We start from the raw sequence: 17,715 nt of genomic DNA, 5'->3' as shown, positions 1-17,715 counted from the left end.
GGAAGGCCGAAGCCCCCGATCACCTGCATTAATCACAGTGCACCTTTCAAAAAAACCGCCGCGTGGTGACAGACCAGCAATGAAACACCGGTACGTTGATCGCTACACATTTTTTGGAATCGCCCAGCAAAGACTGCTTGGTAATCGGCAACTGCTGCGATTCAGGCGAATCCACAGAAGTTGTATCAAGAAGGGAGCGTAGTCTACCGGAAAGGCGCTATCAGCTCAAACCTTGATCGCAGGTCTGTGGCATCCAATGTAATTCCCAGCCGTCATTCGGCGCATTCCAAAGCCCTGCAAGGCTGGGCGCAGCCAGCAATTGCCCGCCCCGATACAGCAGCGGCAATCTGCCACGGATAAAGCCCGGCAGCCTACTTTCGTTGAGCAGGCGCTTCAAATCACGCCGACCGCGACCCGGGATGTCGATGATTTCGCCGCCTTGGCGATAGCGAACCTGCAGAACGCCCTCGGGCACCTGGCCGATCAATCGGAGTTGGCCATTACCCGGCAACTCTAGTGGGTTTTGCGGCTGCGCCCAGCTCACCGATGCGTCGGAAAACTCCGACCAACTGGAGGGCAGCCACCAGATACGCTCGCCGCAACGATGCAGATCGCCGTCGGCAAGGCGCCACAGGGGTTGCGCATCGAGCTTGGCGTCGCGCAGGGAATGCCAGCCGGCCCAGTGGTCACTGTCGGGTAAGCGCGTCAGCGGGTTCAGCCAATGGCGCAGGGCGTTGCGTTGCCGCGCGTCGGAAAGCTCACACAACGGCGCCAGGGCCAATGACGGCAAGGGCAGCCACGGAAAAGGCGAAGGCTGGTCGGCGGCTTGCAGGTCGATACCCGCCAACTCATCCAACAGACCTTGGGCTTCGCTCAAATGCTCAGCGGCACGGGCAAGGCTCGCAACGGCCTGCGGCCAGCGCTCGGTCAGCCGCGGGAATACACGATGACGCAGGTAATTTCGCGAGAAGCGTGGGTCGGCGTTGGAAGGATCTTCGATCCACGTCAACTCGTGCGCCTGGGCATAGGCCTGCAGCTCGGCACGTGAACTGCCCAGCAACGGCCGCAGCAGATGACCGCCCGCCAGCGGCCGCTGCATCGGCATGGCCGCCAACCCTTGCACCCCCGCGCCGCGCAGCAAACGAAACAGCAGGGTTTCGGCCTGATCGTCGCGATGCTGGCCGGTGAGCAACGCCGCCCCTGCCCCGACCACCTCACTGAACGCCTGATAGCGCGCGTCACGCGCCGCGCGCTCCAGGCTTGCACCGGCCCGCACCTGCACGCGCATGACTCGCAAGGGGACCCCAAGGGCGTCACAAACCGACTGGCAATGACTCGGCCAGCTATCAGCCGCCGCCTGCAGGCCATGGTGGACATGAACCGCGCCAAGCGTAGGAATTTTTTCAGTTTTGGCCAGCGTCGCCAGAAGGTGCAGCAGGACAGTGGAATCAAGCCCGCCGGAAAAAGCGATATGCCAGGCCGAGGCGTCGCGCCAGGGGGCCAGGGATTGCAGGATTTTGGCGGGCAGTAATGGTTTCATCAGATGTTACCGCCGCAAACCTGGAATACGTTGGCCAAGCATACACAAAGCAAATGTGGGAGGGGCTTGCTCCCGATAGCGGCGGGCCAGTCACCCGATGCATTGACTGACACTCAGCAATCGGGAGCAAGCCCCCTCCCACATTTTTTACTGCTGCGACTTAGAGACCGTAGCTCATCAGGCGTTCGTAACGACGGGCCAACAGCGCTTCGTTATCCAGCTTCTTGAGCATCGCCAGTTGCGAACCCAGTTCGGCACGGATGCTCGCAGCAGCGGCTGCCGGGTCGCGGTGGGCGCCGCCCAATGGCTCGGCGATGACTTTATCAACGATACCCAGGCCCTTGAGGCGATCGGCCGTGATACCCATCGCTTCGGCAGCGTCCGGCGCTTTCTCGGCGGTTTTCCACAGGATCGAGGCGCAACCTTCCGGCGAGATCACCGCATAGGTCGAATATTGCAGCATGTTCAGTTGGTCGCAGACACCAATGGCCAACGCACCGCCGGAACCACCCTCACCAATCACGGTGGCGATGATCGGGGTTTTCAGGCGGGACATAACGCGCAGGTTCCAGGCGATCGCTTCGCTCTGGTTACGCTCTTCGGCGTCGATACCTGGGTAGGCCCCCGGGGTGTCGATGAACGTCAGGATCGGCATCTTGAAGCGCTCGGCCATTTCCATCAGGCGGCAGGCCTTGCGGTAGCCTTCCGGACGCGGCATGCCGAAGTTACGGCGAACTTTTTCGCGTACTTCACGGCCTTTCTGGTGACCGATCACCATCACCGGCTGGTCGTCCAGGCGAGCGATACCGCCCACGATGGCCGCGTCGTCGGAGAAGTGACGGTCGCCGTGCAACTCGTCGAACTCGGTGAAGATGTGCTGAATGTAGTCCAGGGTGTACGGACGGCGCGGGTGGCGGGCCAGGCGCGCGATCTGCCAACTGGTCAGCTTGCCGAAGATGTCTTCGGTGAGCGTGCTGCTCTTGTCTTGCAGGCGAGCGATCTCATCGCCGATATTCAGCGAATTGTCATTGCCGACCAGGCGCAGTTCTTCGATCTTGGCTTGCAGGTCAGCGATCGGCTGTTCGAAATCAAGAAAATTCGGGTTCATAAGCGTCCGTCTTGGGTCGACGGCCAAGGAGTGCCTGGCCAGCCGGTTGTCTGTTCGCGCCCTACCTTAAGGGAGAGGCGCGTCTAGGTCGAGATTAAATGTTTGGTCGAGATCAGGCGATTTGCAACCACCTGATCGTCAACGGTATTGGAGGAAGACGTTGTCACGACCGAACTGGTCACGCAATGCTTGAATCAAGCCATCAGCGGGATCAATTCGCCAGGTCTCGCCGAACTGCAGCATGGCCTTGGCGTCGTTACCGGTGTATTCCATGGTCACCGGGCAAGCACCACGGTGGCGTTTGAGCAAGTCGCCCAGCCAGCGTAGCTGATCGCCCTTGAGCGCCTCGGTCTTGACCTTCAAACGCAGGCTTTCGGCGAGGTTGGTGCGCGCATCTTCCATGCTCATCACCCGCTTGATCCGTAGGCGCAGGCCACCGGAGAAGTCGTCGTTACTGACCTCGCCTTCCACCACGACCATGGCGTCGGTCTGCAACAGCGACTGGGCGGAATGGAACGCGTCGGCAAACAGCGACGCCTCGATCCGGCCAGAGCGGTCATCAAGGGTGATAAAGCCCATTTTGTCGCCCTTCTTATTTTTCATCACCCGCAGGGCGATGATCATGCCGGCGACGGTCTGGGTGTCGCGTGCCGGTTTCAGGTCGATGATGCGCTGACGGGCGAAGCGACGGATTTCGCCTTCGTATTCGTCAATCGGGTGACCGGTCAGGTACAGGCCCAGGGTGTCTTTCTCACCTTTGAGGCGTTCCTTGAGGGTCAGCTCCTTGGCCTTGCGATGGTTGGCGTACACATCCGCGTCTTCCTCGACGAACAACCCGCCAAACAGGTCGGCGTGGCCGCTGTCGTGGGTGCGGGCGGTCTGTTCAGCGGCCTTGATCGCTTCTTCCATGGCGGTCAGCAGCACCGCCCGATTGCGATCGATATTCGCCTGGTAGGCCTTCGGTTCATCATGGAAATACGGGCCGAGACGGTCCAGGGCACCGCTGCGGATCAGGCCATCGAGGGTACGTTTGTTGATGCGTTTGAGGTCGACCCGTGCACAGAAGTCGAACAGGTCTTTGAATGGGCCGTTTTGGCGCGCTTCGGTGATTGCTTCCACCGGCCCCTCGCCCACGCCCTTGATCGCGCCCAGGCCATAAATGATGCGGCCTTCGTCGTTCACGGTGAACTTGAACTCCGAGGCGTTCACGTCCGGCGCGTCGAGGCGCAGCTTCATGGTGCGCACTTCCTCGATCAAGGTCACGACCTTGTCGGTGTTGTGCATATCCGCCGAGAGTACCGCAGCCATGAACGGCGCCGGGTAGTGGGCCTTCAGCCAAGCGGTCTGGTATGAAACCAGGCCGTAGGCGGCGGAGTGGGATTTGTTGAAGCCGTAACCGGCGAATTTTTCCACCAGGTCGAAAATGTTACCGGCGAGGTCGGCGTCGATATTGTTGGTGGCACAACCCTCGATGAAACCGCCGCGCTGCTTGGCCATTTCCTCGGGCTTTTTCTTACCCATGGCGCGACGCAGCATGTCCGCACCACCGAGGGTGTATCCGGCCATGACCTGGGCAATCTGCATCACCTGTTCCTGATACAAGATGATGCCGTAAGTCGGTGCCAGTACCGGTTTGAGGCCTTCGTACTGGTAGTCCGAGTGCGGGTAGGCCAGTTCGGCGCGACCGTGCTTACGGTTGATAAAGTCATCCACCATGCCCGATTGCAGCGGGCCCGGACGGAACAGGGCCACCAGTGCGATCAAGTCTTCCAGACAGTCGGGCTTGAGCTTTTTGATCAGCTCTTTCATGCCGCGCGACTCAAGCTGGAACACGGCGGTGGTTTCGGCTTTTTGCAGCAGGCTGTAGGTCGGTTTGTCGTCCAGCGGGATAAACGCGATATCCAGAGGTTCTTCATTGACCTTGGCGCGTTCGCGGTTAATCGTCTTGAGCGCCCAGTCGATGATCGTCAGCGTCCGCAGGCCGAGGAAGTCGAACTTCACCAGGCCGGCCGCCTCCACGTCGTCCTTGTCGAACTGGGTCACCAGGCCGCCGCCTTCTTCGTCGCAATAGATCGGCGAAAAGTCGGTGAGCTTGGTCGGCGCGATCACAACGCCACCGGCGTGTTTACCGACGTTACGCACCACGCCTTCGAGCTTGCGCGCCATTTCCCAGATTTCGGCGGCTTCTTCATCGACCTTGATGAAGTCGCGCAGGATTTCTTCCTGCTCGTAGGCTTTTTCCAGGGTCATGCCGACTTCGAACGGGATCATCTTCGACAGGCGATCCGCCAGGCCGTAGGACTTGCCCTGCACCCGGGCGACGTCGCGGATAACCGCCTTGGCCGCCATGGAGCCGAACGTGATGATCTGGCTCACGGCGTTGCGACCGTACTTATCGGCCACGTACTCGATCACGCGGTCGCGACCGTCCATGCAGAAGTCGACGTCGAAGTCGGGCATGGAAACCCGTTCCGGGTTAAGGAACCGTTCGAACAGCAGGTCATATTCCAACGGGTCGAGGTCGGTAATCTTCTGCACATACGCGACCAACGAGCCGGCACCCGACCCCCGGCCAGGACCGACCGGTACGCCGTTGCTCTTGGCCCATTGGATAAAGTCCATCACGATCAGGAAGTAACCGGGGAACCCCATCTGGATGATGATATCCAGCTCGAAATTCAGCCGATCGATATAGACCTGGCGCTTGGCTTCGTAATCGTCGGTGGTGTCCTTGGGCATAAGGACCGAGAGGCGATCCTCCAGGCCATCGAACGACACCTTGCGGAAATACTCATCGATGGTCATGCCATCGGGAATCGGGAAGTTGGGCAGGAAGTGCTTGCCCAGCTTCACTTCGATATTGCAGCGCTTGGCGATTTCGACGGAGTTTTCCAGGGCCTCGGGTAGGTCGCTGAACAGCTCGGCCATTTCCTCGGCGCTTTTGAGGTACTGCTCTTCACTGTAGTTTTTCGAGCGACGCGGGTCATCCAGGGCCCGGCCTTCACCGATGCACACGCGGGTTTCGTGGGCTTCGAAATCTTCCTTCTTGATAAAGCGCACATCGTTGGTCGCCACCAGCGGCGCGCCCAGCTTGTCGGCCAGGGCCACGGCGGCGTGCAGATGTTCTTCATCGTTGGGGCGGTTGGTGCGCTGGACTTCCAGGTAGAAGCGGTCGGGGAACACCGCCATCCACTCGCGGGCCAGCACTTCGGCTTCCTGCGGGTTGCCGCCCAGCAGTGCGACGCCGATCTCGCCCTCTTTAGCCGCAGAGAGCATGATCACGCCCTCGCTGGCCTCGGCCACCCACTCGCGCTCGATGATCACCGAGCCGTTGCGCTGGCCATCAATGAAGCCACGGGAAATCAGTTCGGTGAGGTTGCGATAACCGACGCCGTTCATCGCCAACAGGCTGATGCGGCTCAGGGAGTTATCCGGGTCTTTGTTCGACAGCCACAGGTCGGCGCCGCAGATCGGCTTGATGCCAGCGCCCATGGCGTTCTTGTAGAACTTGACCAGGGAACACATGTTGTTCTGATCGGTGACCGCCACCGCAGGCATGCTCATGCCCACCAGGGTTTTGACCAGCGGTTTGATCCGTACCAGGCCGTCGACCAGGGAGTACTCAGTGTGCAGGCGTAGATGAACGAATGAAGCCGGCATAGTGATCCTGTCTTAAACGTAGAAACAACAAGGCCCGGGATTGTACCGGGCCTGGGCAAAAACATCAGCCTCGCGACTAAACCTCGCTGAGGCTCTCGCGCTGTTCGTAAGCCAGGCGCACCGGGGCGAACGAGCGACGGTGGATTGGCGTCGGGCCAAGACGGGCCAGCGCTTCCAGATGAACGGGCGTCGGGTAGCCTTTATGGCCCGCGATGCCGTAGCCCGGATAGATCAATTCGAACGCGGCCATTTCACGGTCACGGCTGACCTTGGCCAGAATCGAGGCTGCCGCGATGGCAGGCACCTTGCTATCGCCCTTGACCACCGCTTCAGCCGGCATCGCCAGTTTCGGGCAGCGGTTGCCGTCGATCATCGCCAGTTTCGGCGTGATATGCAGGCCCTCGACGGCGCGCTGCATGGCGAGCATGGTGGCGTGGAGGATATTCAGTTCGTCGATCTCTTCGACTTCGGCCCGGGCGATATGCCAGCTCAGGGCTTTTTCACAGATCTCGTCGAAGAGTTTTTCCCGACGCGCTTCGGTGAGTTTTTTCGAGTCGTTGAGACCGAGGATCGGACGGTTCGGGTCAAGAATCACCGCCGCCGTGACCACCGCGCCACAGAGCGGGCCGCGCCCGACTTCATCCACGCCGGCCACCAGTTCGTGGGCTTGCGCGACCTGGCTGAAATCCAGCCCCATTTGCTTCGTCATAGGGCGTCCTGTTTGTGGCCGATCAACGTCAGCACGGCATCGGCGGCCTGGTTTGACGCATCACGGCGCAAGGTGCGGTGGATGGCGTCAAAACCGCGAGTCTGCTCTTCGCCGCCGTCGATCAAGGGGAGTAGCGTCTGCGCCAGGGCTTCGGGCGTAGCATCGTCCTGCAACAATTCCGGCACCAACAGGCGCTCGGCCAGCAGGTTGGGCAAGGAGATGTAGGGGCTTTTAACCATGCGCTTGAGAATCCAGAAGGTCAGCGGCGCCAGGCGGTAAGCCACGACCATCGGGCGCTTGTACAGCAACGCCTCCAGGGTCGCAGTGCCCGAGGCGATCAGCACCGCATCGCAAGCCGCCAGGGCCAGGTGCGACTGACCATCGAGCAGGGTCAACGGCAGGTTGCGCCCTTGCAGCAATGTTTCGATTTGTGCGCGACGTTGCGGGCTGGCACACGGCAGTACGAAGCGCACGCCAGGCTTCAAGGCCTGCAGGCGTTCGGCGGCGTCAAAAAACAATGCGCCAAGGCGACCCACTTCGCCACCGCGACTGCCTGGCATCAGCGCGACAAGCGGGCCGTCGGGCAAGCCCAGGTCGGCACGCGCCGCAGCGCGGTCGGCGTGCAGCGGGATAGTGTCGGCCAGCGTGTGCCCGACAAACCGCACCGGCACGCCCTTCTCTTCGTAGAATCGGGCTTCGAACGGCAGCAAGGTTAGCATCAGGTCGCAACCTTCGCGGATCTTCAGCACGCGCTTCTGCCGCCACGCCCAGACCGACGGGCTGACGTAATGCACGGTCTTGATCCCAGCCTGACGCAACCTGAGTTCGATATTGAGGGTGAAATCCGGCGCGTCGATGCCGATGAAAACGTCGGGCTTTTCTTCGATCAGGGTCTGAATCAGCAACTTGCGCCGCGCCAGCAGCTCACGCAGACGACCCAGCACTTCCACCAACCCCATGACCGACAAGCGTTCCATGGGGAAGTAAGACGTGAGGCCTTCAGCCTGCATCAACGGGCCACCCACACCGATAAACTCGACCGCCGAATGCTGGGCCTTAAGCGCCCGCATCAGGCCCGCGCCCAGGATATCGCCGGAAGCTTCCCCGGCGACCAATGCGATACGCAGATTGGCCATGATCAGCGAGTGATGCCGCGAGTCGACGCCTGGACCGAGTCACGGAACACCGCGACTTCCGGGAACAATGCTGCCGGCTCGGTCAGTTCAGTCAACGCTTGCTCAACCGTCAGGCCCTGGCGGTAAACCACCTTGTAGGCGCGGCGCAGGGCGTGGATCGCGTCTTCGCTGAAACCACGACGGCGCATGCCTTCGAAGTTCATGCTGCGGGCTTCGGCAGGGTTACCGAAAACCGTGACGAACGCCGGGACATCCTTACCGATGGCAGTGCCCATGCCGGAAAAACTATGGGCGCCGATGTGGCAGTACTGATGCACCAGGGTGAAACCGGACAGGATCGCCCAATCGTCAACGTGTACATGGCCTGCCAACGCGGTGTTGTTGACCAGGATACAGTGGTTGCCGATCACGCTGTCATGGCCGATGTGCGCGTAGGCCATGACCAGGTTGTGATCACCCAGCGTGGTCTCGGCACGGTCCTGCACGGTGCCACGGTGAATGGTCACGCCTTCACGAATGATGTTGTGATCACCGATTACCAAGCGTGTTTCTTCACCCTTGTACTTCATGTCGGGGGTGTCTTCACCTACCGAGGAAAACTGGTAGATGCGATTGTGTTTGCCAATGCGGGTCGGTCCCTTGAGGATCACGTGCGGCCCGATGACAGTCCCCTCGCCGATTTCCACACCTGCGCCGACGATCGACCAAGGGCCGACCTCAACGTCGGCGGCCAGTACGGCCGACGGATCGATGATTGCGCGAGGGTCAATCAAACTCATAGTTTGCGTTCCGCGCAGATGATTTCGGCGGAGCACACTGGCTTGCCATCCACCGAGGCCTGGCATTCGAACTTCCAGATCTGGCGCTTACAACTGATGAACTTGGCTTCCAGGATCAACTGGTCACCCGGGGTGACCGGGTTGCGGAAACGCAACTTGTCGGAGCCCACGAAATAGTAAAGCGTGCCGTCGGCAGGCTTGAGGTCGAGCATTTTGAAACCAAGGATACCGGCAGCCTGGGCCATTGCTTCGATGATCAACACGCCCGGCATGATGGGATGCGCGGGAAAGTGGCCATTGAAGAACGGTTCGTTGATGCTGACATTCTTGTAGGCACGAATGCGCTTTTCCTCAACATTCAGGTCCACTACACGATCCACCAGCAGGAACGGGTAACGGTGAGGCAGGTATTCGCGAATCTCGTTGATGTCCATCATTTCGGGGGGAAGCCTGTAATAAAGATTGGGGGCGGGCGACTAAACGCACGCCCCGCTAGCAAATCAAGGAGGCAGTCTAGCGGCTGTGCACACTTGATATGGAAATGGTATCAGCCTTCTGATGAAGCATTACCGCCAGGGGTCACGTCCCCAACACGCTTTTCCAGCTGCTTGAGACGTCGAGCCATGTCGTCGATGTGTCTCAAACGCGCCGCACTCTTGCGCCATTCAGCCGCAGGCTGCATGGCGGTACCGGAAGAATAGGCACCAGGCTCGGTAATCGAGTGGGTGACCATGGTCATGCCAGTGATGAAGACGTTGTCGCAAATATCGATATGGCCCACCAGCCCTACGCCACCGGCGAGCATGCAATGCTTGCCGATCTTGGTGCTGCCGGATATGCCTACGCAGGCCGCCATGGCGGTGTGATCGCCAATCTGTACGTTGTGGGCAATCTGGATCTGGTTATCGAGCTTCACGCCATTACCGATCACGGTATCGGCCAAAGCCCCGCGATCAACAGCGGTATTGACGCCGATTTCCACATCGTCGCCGATCAATACGCCGCCGACCTGGGCAATCTTGTGCCAGACACCTTTCGAATTGGCAAAACCGAAGCCTTCCCCACCAATCACCGCGCCCGACTGAATGACCACGCGCTGCCCGATACGCACGTCGTGGTACAGGGTCACACGAGGCGCCAGCCAGCCATCGGCACCGATTTCACAGCGCGCACCAACAAAGCAGTGAGCGCCTAGGGTGACGCCGGCGGCAATGCGCGCGCCACTTTCGATCACGGCAAAAGCGCCAATGCTCGCCGCAGGGTCAACCTGGGCATCATCGGCGATGACCGCCGACGGATGGATTCCTCCAGCTGCCTTGGGTTTCGGATCGAACAGGTGGGATACCCGCGCGTAGGCGAGGTACGGATCAGGCACCACCAGCGCATCCCCGGCGTAACCCTCGGCGTCGGCAGCCTTCAGCAGCAGGGCTGCGGCTTGGCTGTCGGCCAGGTATTTACGGTATTGGGGATTTGCGAGGAAGCTCAACTGAGATGGGCCAGCCTCCTGCAAGGTGGCTAGCCCAGTGATTTCTTTCTCCGGGGAACCACGCAAGGTGGCTCCCAGGAACTCGGCCAACTCGCCGAGCTTGATAATCGCGGTCATGGCTTACTTCAGCTGGTTCATGCGCTCGATCACCTGGCGGGTGATGTCGTATTGAGGCTTGACGTCAATCACGGCGCCGCGCTCGAACACCAGGTCAAAGGCACCTTTCTTGATGACTTCTTCCACAGCGCTGTCGAGTTTCGGCTTGAGCTGCTTGAGCATTTCGCGGTCAGCAACAGCCTTGGCTTCGTTCAGCTCCTTGGACTGGAACTGGTAGTCACGGGCCTTTTGCTTGAATTCAAGCTCCAGGCGCTCGCGCTCGCCTTGCTGCATCTTGTCGCCGCCGGCTACCAGACGATCCTGGATGCCCTTGGCACTGCTTTCCAACGTTTTGAGCTTGGTCAGTTGCGGACCAAATTTCTTCTCGGCATCCACCGCGTACTTCTTGGCCGCATCGGACTCCAGCAGGGCCATCTGATAGTTCAGGACGGCGATTTTCATCTCGGCGAAGGCCGGGGTGGTTACCAGCACAGTTGCCAGCAGAACCAATTGAGTCAACTTACGCACGATGTACTCCTACAGAATCCGTTGTCGTTATCTTGGGTCAGACGCTTAGAACGTCTGGCCGAGGGAGAATTGGAAAATCTGGGTTTCAGCGTTATCCGGTTTCTTGATCGGCATGGCCAGAGCAAAGCTCAACGGACCGAGCGCAGTCACCCACGTCACGCCAACACCTACGGAGCTCGCCAGGTTGCTGAGGCTTACTTCGTTACACTGAGTATTGGACTTCACGCCAGTCGGGTTAGTGACCTGATCGCACTTGGAGTCGAATACGTTACCCACATCCCAGAAAACCGAAGTACGCAGGGACCGCTGATCTTTCACGAACGGCAGTGGGAAAAGGATCTCCGCACCGCCCTGGATCAGCACGTTACCACCGAATGGCAGCGCGCTAGTGTCCGTGTCCGCCACGGTTCCGGTGTTACCCGTCACGCCAGCGCCACGGCTAGGGGTACCACGAGGTCCCAAGGTGCTGTCCTTGAAGCCGCGGACGGAGTTGAAACCACCCGCATAGTAGTTCTCGTAGAACGGCAAGCCGCTGGTCGAACCATAACCGTCACCATAGCCCAGCTCAGTGTGCAGGCGCATGGTGTAGTTGTCGCTCAGCGGTTGGAACAACTGGCCACGGTAGTCGAGCTTGAAGAACGACAGGTCGCTGCCCGGCGTGGTGGCTTCCAGGGTCAGGCTCTGGGAGTGACCACGGGTGGCCAGTACGCCTTTGTTCAGGGTCGACTCGGACCAGCCGGCAGACGCCTTGAAGTTCAGGAACTGGTCGCCTTCACGTCGGGTGAAGTCGAAGATCTCATCCACGGTGTACACACCGGTCTTGATCTTATCCTGTTGCGCGGTCAGGCCGAAGGTCAGACGCGAGGTCTCACTGATCGGGTAACCGATGTTGACGCCCGCACCCAGGCTGTCGATCGCATAGCTCGCAACGTTAACGTCGAGGTCTTTGTAGTCGGTAGTGCGATAGAAGGCGTTGTAGCCCAGGCTCACACCGTCAGCGGTCCAGTAGGGGTCGACATAACCGAAGTTATAGCGGCTCTGGTATTGGCTGCGGGTCAGGCCGATGGAAACCTTGTTACCGGTACCGAGGAAGTTGTTCTGGGTGATCGAACCACCGAGGATCAGGCCGGCACTCTGTGCGAAACCGACGCTGGCGGTGATCGAGCCAGAGGCTTGCTCTTCGACGGCGTAGTTCACGTCAACCTGGTCGTCCACGCCCGGTACGGCCGGGGTTTCGACGTTGACTTCCTTGAAGAAGCCCAAGCGCTCAAGACGGGTCTTGGACTGGTCGATCAGGTAAGTCGACGCCCAGCCACCTTCCATCTGACGCATTTCACGACGCAGCACTTCGTCCGCAGACTTGGTGTTGCCACGGAAGTTGATGCGGTTCACATAGGCACGCTTGCCTGGGTCGACCACAAAGGTGATGTCCACGGTGTGGTCATCATCATGCGGGGTCGGCACGCCGTTGACGTTGGCGAAGGTATAGCCTTCGTTACCCAGGCGACGGGTGATCAGTTCGGACGTAGTGGTCATCAGCTTGCGCGAGAACACCTGGTCTTTCTGCACCAGCAGCAGGGACTTGACCTGGTCTTCAGGCACTTTCAAGTCGCCGCTGAGTTTGACGTCGCGGACCTTGTACTTCTCACCCTCGTTGACGTTGACGGTGATGTACACGTGCTTCTTGTCAGGGGTGATGGACACCTGGGTCGAAGCGATATCCATGTTGATATAGCCACGGTCCAGGTAGTAGGAACGCAGACGCTCCAGGTCACCGGAAAGTTTTTCACGGGCGTACTTGTCGTCGTTCTTGAAGAACGACAACCAGTTGGTGGTCTTGAGCTCGAACAGGCCAATCAGGTCTTCATCAGCGAACTTGGTGTTGCCCACCACGTTGATGTGCTGAATGGCCGCCACGGTGCCTTCGTTGATGTTGACCTTGAGGCCGACACGGTTACGAGGCTGCGGAACCACTTCCGTTTCCACGGTCGCGGAGTAGCGGCCCTGGGCAACGTACTGGCGTTGCAGTTCGTTACGCACACCCTCAAGGGTGGCGCGCTGGAAGATCTCGCCCTCGGCCAGGCCGGATTGCTTGAGGCCCTTCATCAGGTCTTCAGTGGAGATCGCCTTGTTACCCTCGATCTCGATACTGGCGACGGAAGGTCGCTCGACGACGGTGATGACCAGGACGTTGCCTTCGCGACCCAGTTGGATATCTTGAAAGAACCCGGTTTTGAACAGCGCACGAGTGGATTCCACCAGGCGACGGTCATCAGCCTGTTCCCCGACGTTCAACGGCAAGGCACCAAAGACGCTACCCGCGGAAACCCGCTGGAGGCCGTTGACGCGAATATCGGAGATAGTGAAGGACTCGGCGTGAACTTCGGCGATCATCAATACGGTGAGAACCGCAGTTAGCAGCAGACGTTTCATGAAGTCCTTTCTTATTCCAACTGGCAATAAACAAACTGCCGCAAAATGCGGCAGATTCGCAATTCAGCGAAGCGTTACAGTCGTCCCAGATCGTTGACCAGGGCTAACAACATCACCCCGACCACCAAACTGATACCGATCTGTATCCCCCAACCCTGCACCCGATCCGACAAGGGGCGACCACGCACCCACTCGACCAGATAAAACAACAGATGCCCCCCATCCAATACTGGAATGGGCAACAAATTCAGAACCCCAAGGCTAATACTCAGATAAGCCAGGAAATTCAGGAAATCCGCGACACCCGACTGGGCAGAAGCGCCCGCCACTTTAGCAATGGTTATCGGCCCACTCAAGTTTTTTACCGAGAGCTCGCCGAACAACATTTTCTTGAGCGACTCGAGAGTCAGCACGCTCATGGTCCAAGTGCGCTTTGCACCCTCGCCAATTGCTGCCAGCGGCCCGAAACTGATCTCACGCACCATCGATGGTGGCCACTCCGGACTTTTCACGCCAGCACCGAGGTAACCCCCGGCCGCCTTGGCCTCCCCGCGAACAGCCAGGGTCACGGGAACGTCGATTTGAGCACCATCACGCTCAACTTTCAGCACAATCTTGGTATCAGGCCGTACACGCACCAGGTCGACCACTTGCTGCCAGTCGCCCAGCGCCTGGCCATCGAGGGCCAGCAGGCGGTCACCAGTTTTCAGGCCTGCGGCCTGGGCCGGGCCTTTCGGATCGAGCTCGGCGAGCACCGGCGGCAAGGCCGGGCGCCATGGGCGAATCCCCAAGGACTTGATCGGGTCCGGCTCATCGGAACCCTTGAGCCAATGGTCGAGAGCCAGTTCACGCGGGGTCTCGGACGAGGAGTCCTGCTCGCGCACCACGACATTGACAGTGCCGCTTTCGCCCAGGCGACGCACCAACTGCAAATTGACCGCCCCCCAACCCGTGGTTGGCTCGCCATCAATGGAAACAATTTCCTGCCCGGCGACCAATCCGGCCTTCGCCGCCATGCTGTCCGCCTCAACCGCACCGATAACCGGGCGTATCTGTTCGCTGCCGAGCATGGCCAGGAACCAGAAGAACACCATGGCCAACAGGAAATTGGCGATCGGGCCGGCGGCGACAATAGCGATGCGCTGACGAACGGTCTTACGATTGAAGGACTGGTCCAGTTGATCCGCCGGCACTTCGCCTTCGCGCTCATCGAGCATCTTGACGTAGCCGCCCAAGGGAATGGCAGCGATCACGAACTCGGTGCCGCGGCGGTCGTGCCAACGCAGCAACGGCATGCCGAAACCGACGGAAAAGCGCAGTACCTTGACGCCGCAACGACGCGCCACCCAGAAGTGGCCGAATTCGTGGAAGGTAACCAGCACACCCAGAGCAACCAGGGTGCCGACAATCATGTAAAGCGCACTCATCTAATTTCTCCGCATTCCAATCCAGTGCCTGAAGACGCAAACGCGCCCACAGACTAACGCGCGTTGCGGCCCAACCATTGCTCGGCCAGGACGCGGGCCTTGGCATCCGCCTCGAACACTGCCCCCAGATCATTCACAGCCACTACGGGCTCAAGACTCAGAACATCCTCGATGATACTCGCGATCTGCGGAAAGCGGATGCGCTGTGCGAGAAACGCTGCCACAGCCACTTCGTTAGCCGCATTGAGCATCGCCGGCGCACTGTTACCCGCCTCCGCGGCCTGTCGCGCCAAACGCAGGCACGGAAAGCGTTGCTCGTCCGGCGCCTCGAAGTCCAGGCGAGCAATAGCGAACAGGTCCAGCGGTGCAACACCGGAGTCAATCCGCTCAGGCCAGGCCAGGGCATTGGCGATCGGCGTGCGCATATCGGGGTTACCCAACTGCGCCAGTACCGAGCCATCCACATAGTCGACCAGGGAATGAATCACACTTTGCGGGTGAATCACCACCTCGACCTGATCAGGCCGCGCATCGAACAACCAGCAGGCTTCGATCAACTCCAGGCCCTTGTTCATCATGCTGGCCGAATCCACGGAGATCTTGCGCCCCATGGACCAGTTCGGATGAGCGCACGCCTGATCCGGAGACACATGCTCCAAGTCCGCCAACGGAGTTTTACGGAAAGGCCCACCGGACGCTGTCAGCAAAATCCGGCGCACGCCGACCTGGCTCAAGCCACGGGCAAAATCACCGGGCATACACTGGAAAATCGCGTTGTGCTCGCTGTCGAGCGGCAGCAATACCGCGCCACTCTTGCGCACAGCCTGCATAAAGAGTGTGCCGGACATGACCAGCGCTTCTTTATTGGCCAGCAGGATTTTCTTGCCTGCATCGACAGCGGCCAGGGTCGGGCGCAAGCCAGCGGCCCCGACAATGGCCGCCACCACAGCGTCCACCTCGGCATCGGCCGACACCTGGCACAAGCCCTGCTCGCCTACCAGCACCTGAGTGGCAAGGCCAGCGGCGCGCAGGTCATCCTGCAAGCCCCGAGCAGCAACGGCCCCAGGCACTACAGCAAAACGCGGCGCATGGCGCACGCACAGCGCCAGCAGCTCAGTCAGGCGAGAGAAACCGGTCAATGCGAAGACTTGATAGCGTTCCGGATGGCGAGCGATTACATCCAGGGCGCTTAACCCTACCGAGCCGGTCGCACCCAGCACGGTGACCTGCTGCAGGCGGCTCACGACGCAGCCATCCACAACAGCACGGCAAAAATCGGGATCGCAGCGGTCAGACTGTCGATACGGTCCAGCACGCCGCCATGGCCCGGCAACAGATTACTGCTGTCCTTGATTCCGGCCTGGCGCTTGAACATGCTCTCGGTGAGGTCGCCCACGACCGAGATAAACACGACGATGGCCGTCCCCAGCAAGGCCAGGCACAGCTCTTTCACCGACCAGTCACGCACAACCCCGACCACGAGCGTGATCACCAAGGTCAAGGCCAGGCCGCCGTATACGCCCTCCCAGCTCTTTCCCGGACTGACCGCAGGCGCCAGCTTGCGCTTGCCCAAAGCCCGACCGGAGAAGTAGGCACCAATATCGGCGCCCCAGACCAACACCATCACCGCCAGGATCAACTCATTACCGATCGGGAAGCGCTTGATTTCCACCAGCCCTTGCCAGGCCGGCAGCAGAATCAACAAACCGATCACCAGCTTGCAGGCAACGCTGGACCACTGGCTACTGGTACGCGGATAGGTCAGCACCAGGAAGGTCGCCAACGCCCACCACAACACCGCTGCGCCCAACACCCAAGGAGCGAGATCCGGGAGGATGTACATCAGAAACAGCAACAGGGCCACGATGGCGGCATACGCCACGCGCGGCAACTGGGCGCTGAAGCCCGCCAGGCGCGCCCATTCCCAGGCGCCGAGTGTTACGACCAGGCCGATGAACAGCGCAAAGCCGGAACCGTCGAGCAGGAAAAAGCCACACAAGGCAATCGGCAGCAGAATCAGTGCAGTGATGATTCGTTGTTTAAGCATTTAAACCCGGGCTCCAGCTTCGATCTGCTCGCTCGTTTTACCGAAGCGACGCTGACGGGAAGCGAAATCGGCCAGCGCGTTACGCATGGCATCGTGTTTGAAGTCCGGCCAGAACAGGTCGGAGAAATACAGCTCGGTATAGGCCAACTGCCACAACAGAAAATTACTGATGCGGTGCTCGCCACCGGTACGGATGCACAAGTCCGGCAGCGGCAGATCACCGGTGACCAGGCAGGTTTGCAACAGTTCGGGCGTGATTTCGTCCGGCCGCAGATGGCCAGCCTGCACTTCGCGGGCAAGCCGTTGCGCAGCCTGGGCGATGTCCCACTGGCCACCATAGTTGGCGGCGATCTGCAGCACAAAACGGTTACTGCCAGCAGTAATGGCCTCGGCCTCACGCATGGCCGCTTGCAGCTCCGGATGGAACCGCGAGCGATCACCAATGATGCGCAAAGTGATGTTGTTATCGTTGAGGCGCTTGGCCTCACGACGCAAGGCCCTGAAGAACAGATCCATCAAGGCACTGACTTCTTCGGCCGGACGCTGCCAGTTCTCACTGGAGAACGCGAACAAGGTCAACACTTCGACCTTGGCCTCGGCGCACACCTCAATCACTGCCCGCACTGCATCGACACCCGCTTTGTGCCCGGCGACACCGGGCAAAAAGCGTTTTTTCGCCCAGCGATTATTCCCATCCATGATGATCGCGACATGGCGCGGCACCGCGGAGGGCACAGTCTGCTTGGTCTTTTCCATGAAAGCGCCC

The 17,715-nt window shown here is 60.0% G+C and carries 14 protein-coding genes; all 14 read right to left on the bottom strand.

Annotated elements, in window-relative coordinates:
- Positions 1-220: 220 nt before the first annotated feature.
- The 14 genes from tilS to uppS all read right to left on the bottom strand — a co-directional run bounded on the left by tilS (position 221) and on the right by uppS (position 17,705).
- Positions 221-1,540, bottom strand: a complete 1,320-nt coding sequence (gene tilS, locus ACP7CJ_RS01930) for a tRNA lysidine(34) synthetase TilS (RefSeq protein WP_426099564.1) — start codon at positions 1,538-1,540, stop codon at positions 221-223.
- 160 nt (positions 1,541-1,700) lie between these two features.
- Positions 1,701-2,648 carry an acetyl-CoA carboxylase carboxyltransferase subunit alpha gene (locus ACP7CJ_RS01925; RefSeq protein WP_276196856.1) on the bottom strand — a complete coding sequence of 316 codons (948 nt, stop codon included), beginning with the start codon at positions 2,646-2,648 and terminating at the stop codon, positions 1,701-1,703.
- Positions 2,649-2,786: 138 nt separating this feature from the next.
- Positions 2,787-6,308 carry a DNA polymerase III subunit alpha gene (gene dnaE / locus ACP7CJ_RS01920; RefSeq protein ID WP_426099565.1) on the bottom strand — a complete coding sequence of 1,174 codons (3,522 nt, stop codon included), beginning with the start codon at positions 6,306-6,308 and terminating at the stop codon, positions 2,787-2,789.
- A 76-nt stretch (positions 6,309-6,384) separates the two neighbouring features.
- A complete protein-coding gene (gene rnhB, locus ACP7CJ_RS01915) occupies positions 6,385-7,017 on the bottom strand; it encodes a ribonuclease HII (protein WP_426099566.1) in 633 nt (210 codons plus the stop codon).
- Positions 7,014-8,153 carry a lipid-A-disaccharide synthase gene (gene lpxB, locus ACP7CJ_RS01910; protein WP_426099567.1) on the bottom strand — a complete coding sequence of 380 codons (1,140 nt, stop codon included), beginning with the start codon at positions 8,151-8,153 and terminating at the stop codon, positions 7,014-7,016. The genes rnhB and lpxB overlap by 4 nt, the downstream gene beginning before the upstream one ends.
- Before the next feature lie 2 nt (positions 8,154-8,155).
- The gene (gene lpxA / locus ACP7CJ_RS01905; RefSeq protein ID WP_247403883.1) at positions 8,156-8,932 is read right to left on the bottom strand and encodes an acyl-ACP--UDP-N-acetylglucosamine O-acyltransferase; all 777 of its coding nucleotides are present in this window, start codon (positions 8,930-8,932) and stop codon (positions 8,156-8,158) included.
- Positions 8,929-9,369 (bottom strand): 3-hydroxyacyl-ACP dehydratase FabZ, encoded by a 441-nt coding sequence (gene fabZ, locus ACP7CJ_RS01900; RefSeq protein WP_003172281.1) that lies wholly within the window; start codon positions 9,367-9,369, stop codon positions 8,929-8,931. Before fabZ ends, lpxA begins: the two co-directional genes overlap by 4 nt.
- Positions 9,370-9,479: 110 nt before the next feature.
- On the bottom strand, positions 9,480-10,535 hold the full coding sequence (gene lpxD / locus ACP7CJ_RS01895) for a UDP-3-O-(3-hydroxymyristoyl)glucosamine N-acyltransferase (RefSeq protein ID WP_276196853.1): 1,056 nt from the start codon (positions 10,533-10,535) through the stop codon (positions 9,480-9,482).
- A gap of 3 nt (positions 10,536-10,538) precedes the next feature.
- Positions 10,539-11,042 (bottom strand): OmpH family outer membrane protein, encoded by a 504-nt coding sequence (locus ACP7CJ_RS01890; protein ID WP_003172279.1) that lies wholly within the window; start codon positions 11,040-11,042, stop codon positions 10,539-10,541.
- Between the two features lie 45 nt (positions 11,043-11,087).
- A complete protein-coding gene (gene bamA, locus ACP7CJ_RS01885; RefSeq protein ID WP_276196852.1) occupies positions 11,088-13,475 on the bottom strand; it encodes an outer membrane protein assembly factor BamA in 2,388 nt (795 codons plus the stop codon).
- Between the two features lie 74 nt (positions 13,476-13,549).
- Positions 13,550-14,902 (bottom strand): sigma E protease regulator RseP, encoded by a 1,353-nt coding sequence (gene rseP, locus ACP7CJ_RS01880; RefSeq protein ID WP_276196851.1) that lies wholly within the window; start codon positions 14,900-14,902, stop codon positions 13,550-13,552.
- Positions 14,903-14,955: 53 nt separating this feature from the next.
- On the bottom strand, positions 14,956-16,146 hold the full coding sequence (gene ispC / locus ACP7CJ_RS01875; RefSeq protein WP_276196850.1) for a 1-deoxy-D-xylulose-5-phosphate reductoisomerase: 1,191 nt from the start codon (positions 16,144-16,146) through the stop codon (positions 14,956-14,958).
- A complete protein-coding gene (locus ACP7CJ_RS01870) occupies positions 16,143-16,949 on the bottom strand; it encodes a phosphatidate cytidylyltransferase (RefSeq protein WP_276196849.1) in 807 nt (268 codons plus the stop codon). Before ACP7CJ_RS01870 ends, ispC begins: the two co-directional genes overlap by 4 nt.
- On the bottom strand, positions 16,950-17,705 hold the full coding sequence (gene uppS, locus ACP7CJ_RS01865) for a polyprenyl diphosphate synthase (RefSeq protein WP_276196848.1): 756 nt from the start codon (positions 17,703-17,705) through the stop codon (positions 16,950-16,952).
- Positions 17,706-17,715 lie beyond the last annotated feature (10 nt).

This window comes from Pseudomonas sp. PSPC3-2 (assembly GCF_049897085.1).
Taxonomy (GTDB): domain Bacteria; phylum Pseudomonadota; class Gammaproteobacteria; order Pseudomonadales; family Pseudomonadaceae; genus Aquipseudomonas; species Aquipseudomonas paraveronii.
The sequence above is the reverse complement of the archived record's forward strand: the minus strand, read 5'-3'. Positions and strand labels throughout refer to the sequence as shown.

What these genes read in the sequence shown, in the direction of transcription:
- uppS (WP_276196848.1), bottom strand. Translation starts at nt 17,705, where the DNA reads ATGGAAAAGACCAAGCAGACTGTGCCCTCCGCGGTGCCGCGCCATGTC.
- fabZ (WP_003172281.1), bottom strand. Translation starts at nt 9,369, where the DNA reads ATGATGGACATCAACGAGATTCGCGAATACCTGCCTCACCGTTACCCG.
- lpxB (WP_426099567.1), bottom strand. Translation starts at nt 8,153, where the DNA reads ATGGCCAATCTGCGTATCGCATTGGTCGCCGGGGAAGCTTCCGGCGAT.
- bamA (WP_276196852.1), bottom strand. Translation starts at nt 13,475, where the DNA reads ATGAAACGTCTGCTGCTAACTGCGGTTCTCACCGTATTGATGATCGCC.
- lpxD (WP_276196853.1), bottom strand. Translation starts at nt 10,535, where the DNA reads ATGACCGCGATTATCAAGCTCGGCGAGTTGGCCGAGTTCCTGGGAGCC.
- lpxA (WP_247403883.1), bottom strand. Translation starts at nt 8,932, where the DNA reads ATGAGTTTGATTGACCCTCGCGCAATCATCGATCCGTCGGCCGTACTG.
- ACP7CJ_RS01870 (WP_276196849.1), bottom strand. Translation starts at nt 16,949, where the DNA reads ATGCTTAAACAACGAATCATCACTGCACTGATTCTGCTGCCGATTGCC.
- ACP7CJ_RS01925 (WP_276196856.1), bottom strand. Translation starts at nt 2,648, where the DNA reads ATGAACCCGAATTTTCTTGATTTCGAACAGCCGATCGCTGACCTGCAA.
- rnhB (WP_426099566.1), bottom strand. Translation starts at nt 7,017, where the DNA reads ATGACGAAGCAAATGGGGCTGGATTTCAGCCAGGTCGCGCAAGCCCAC.
- rseP (WP_276196851.1), bottom strand. Translation starts at nt 14,902, where the DNA reads ATGAGTGCGCTTTACATGATTGTCGGCACCCTGGTTGCTCTGGGTGTG.
- dnaE (WP_426099565.1), bottom strand. Translation starts at nt 6,308, where the DNA reads ATGCCGGCTTCATTCGTTCATCTACGCCTGCACACTGAGTACTCCCTG.
- tilS (WP_426099564.1), bottom strand. Translation starts at nt 1,540, where the DNA reads ATGAAACCATTACTGCCCGCCAAAATCCTGCAATCCCTGGCCCCCTGG.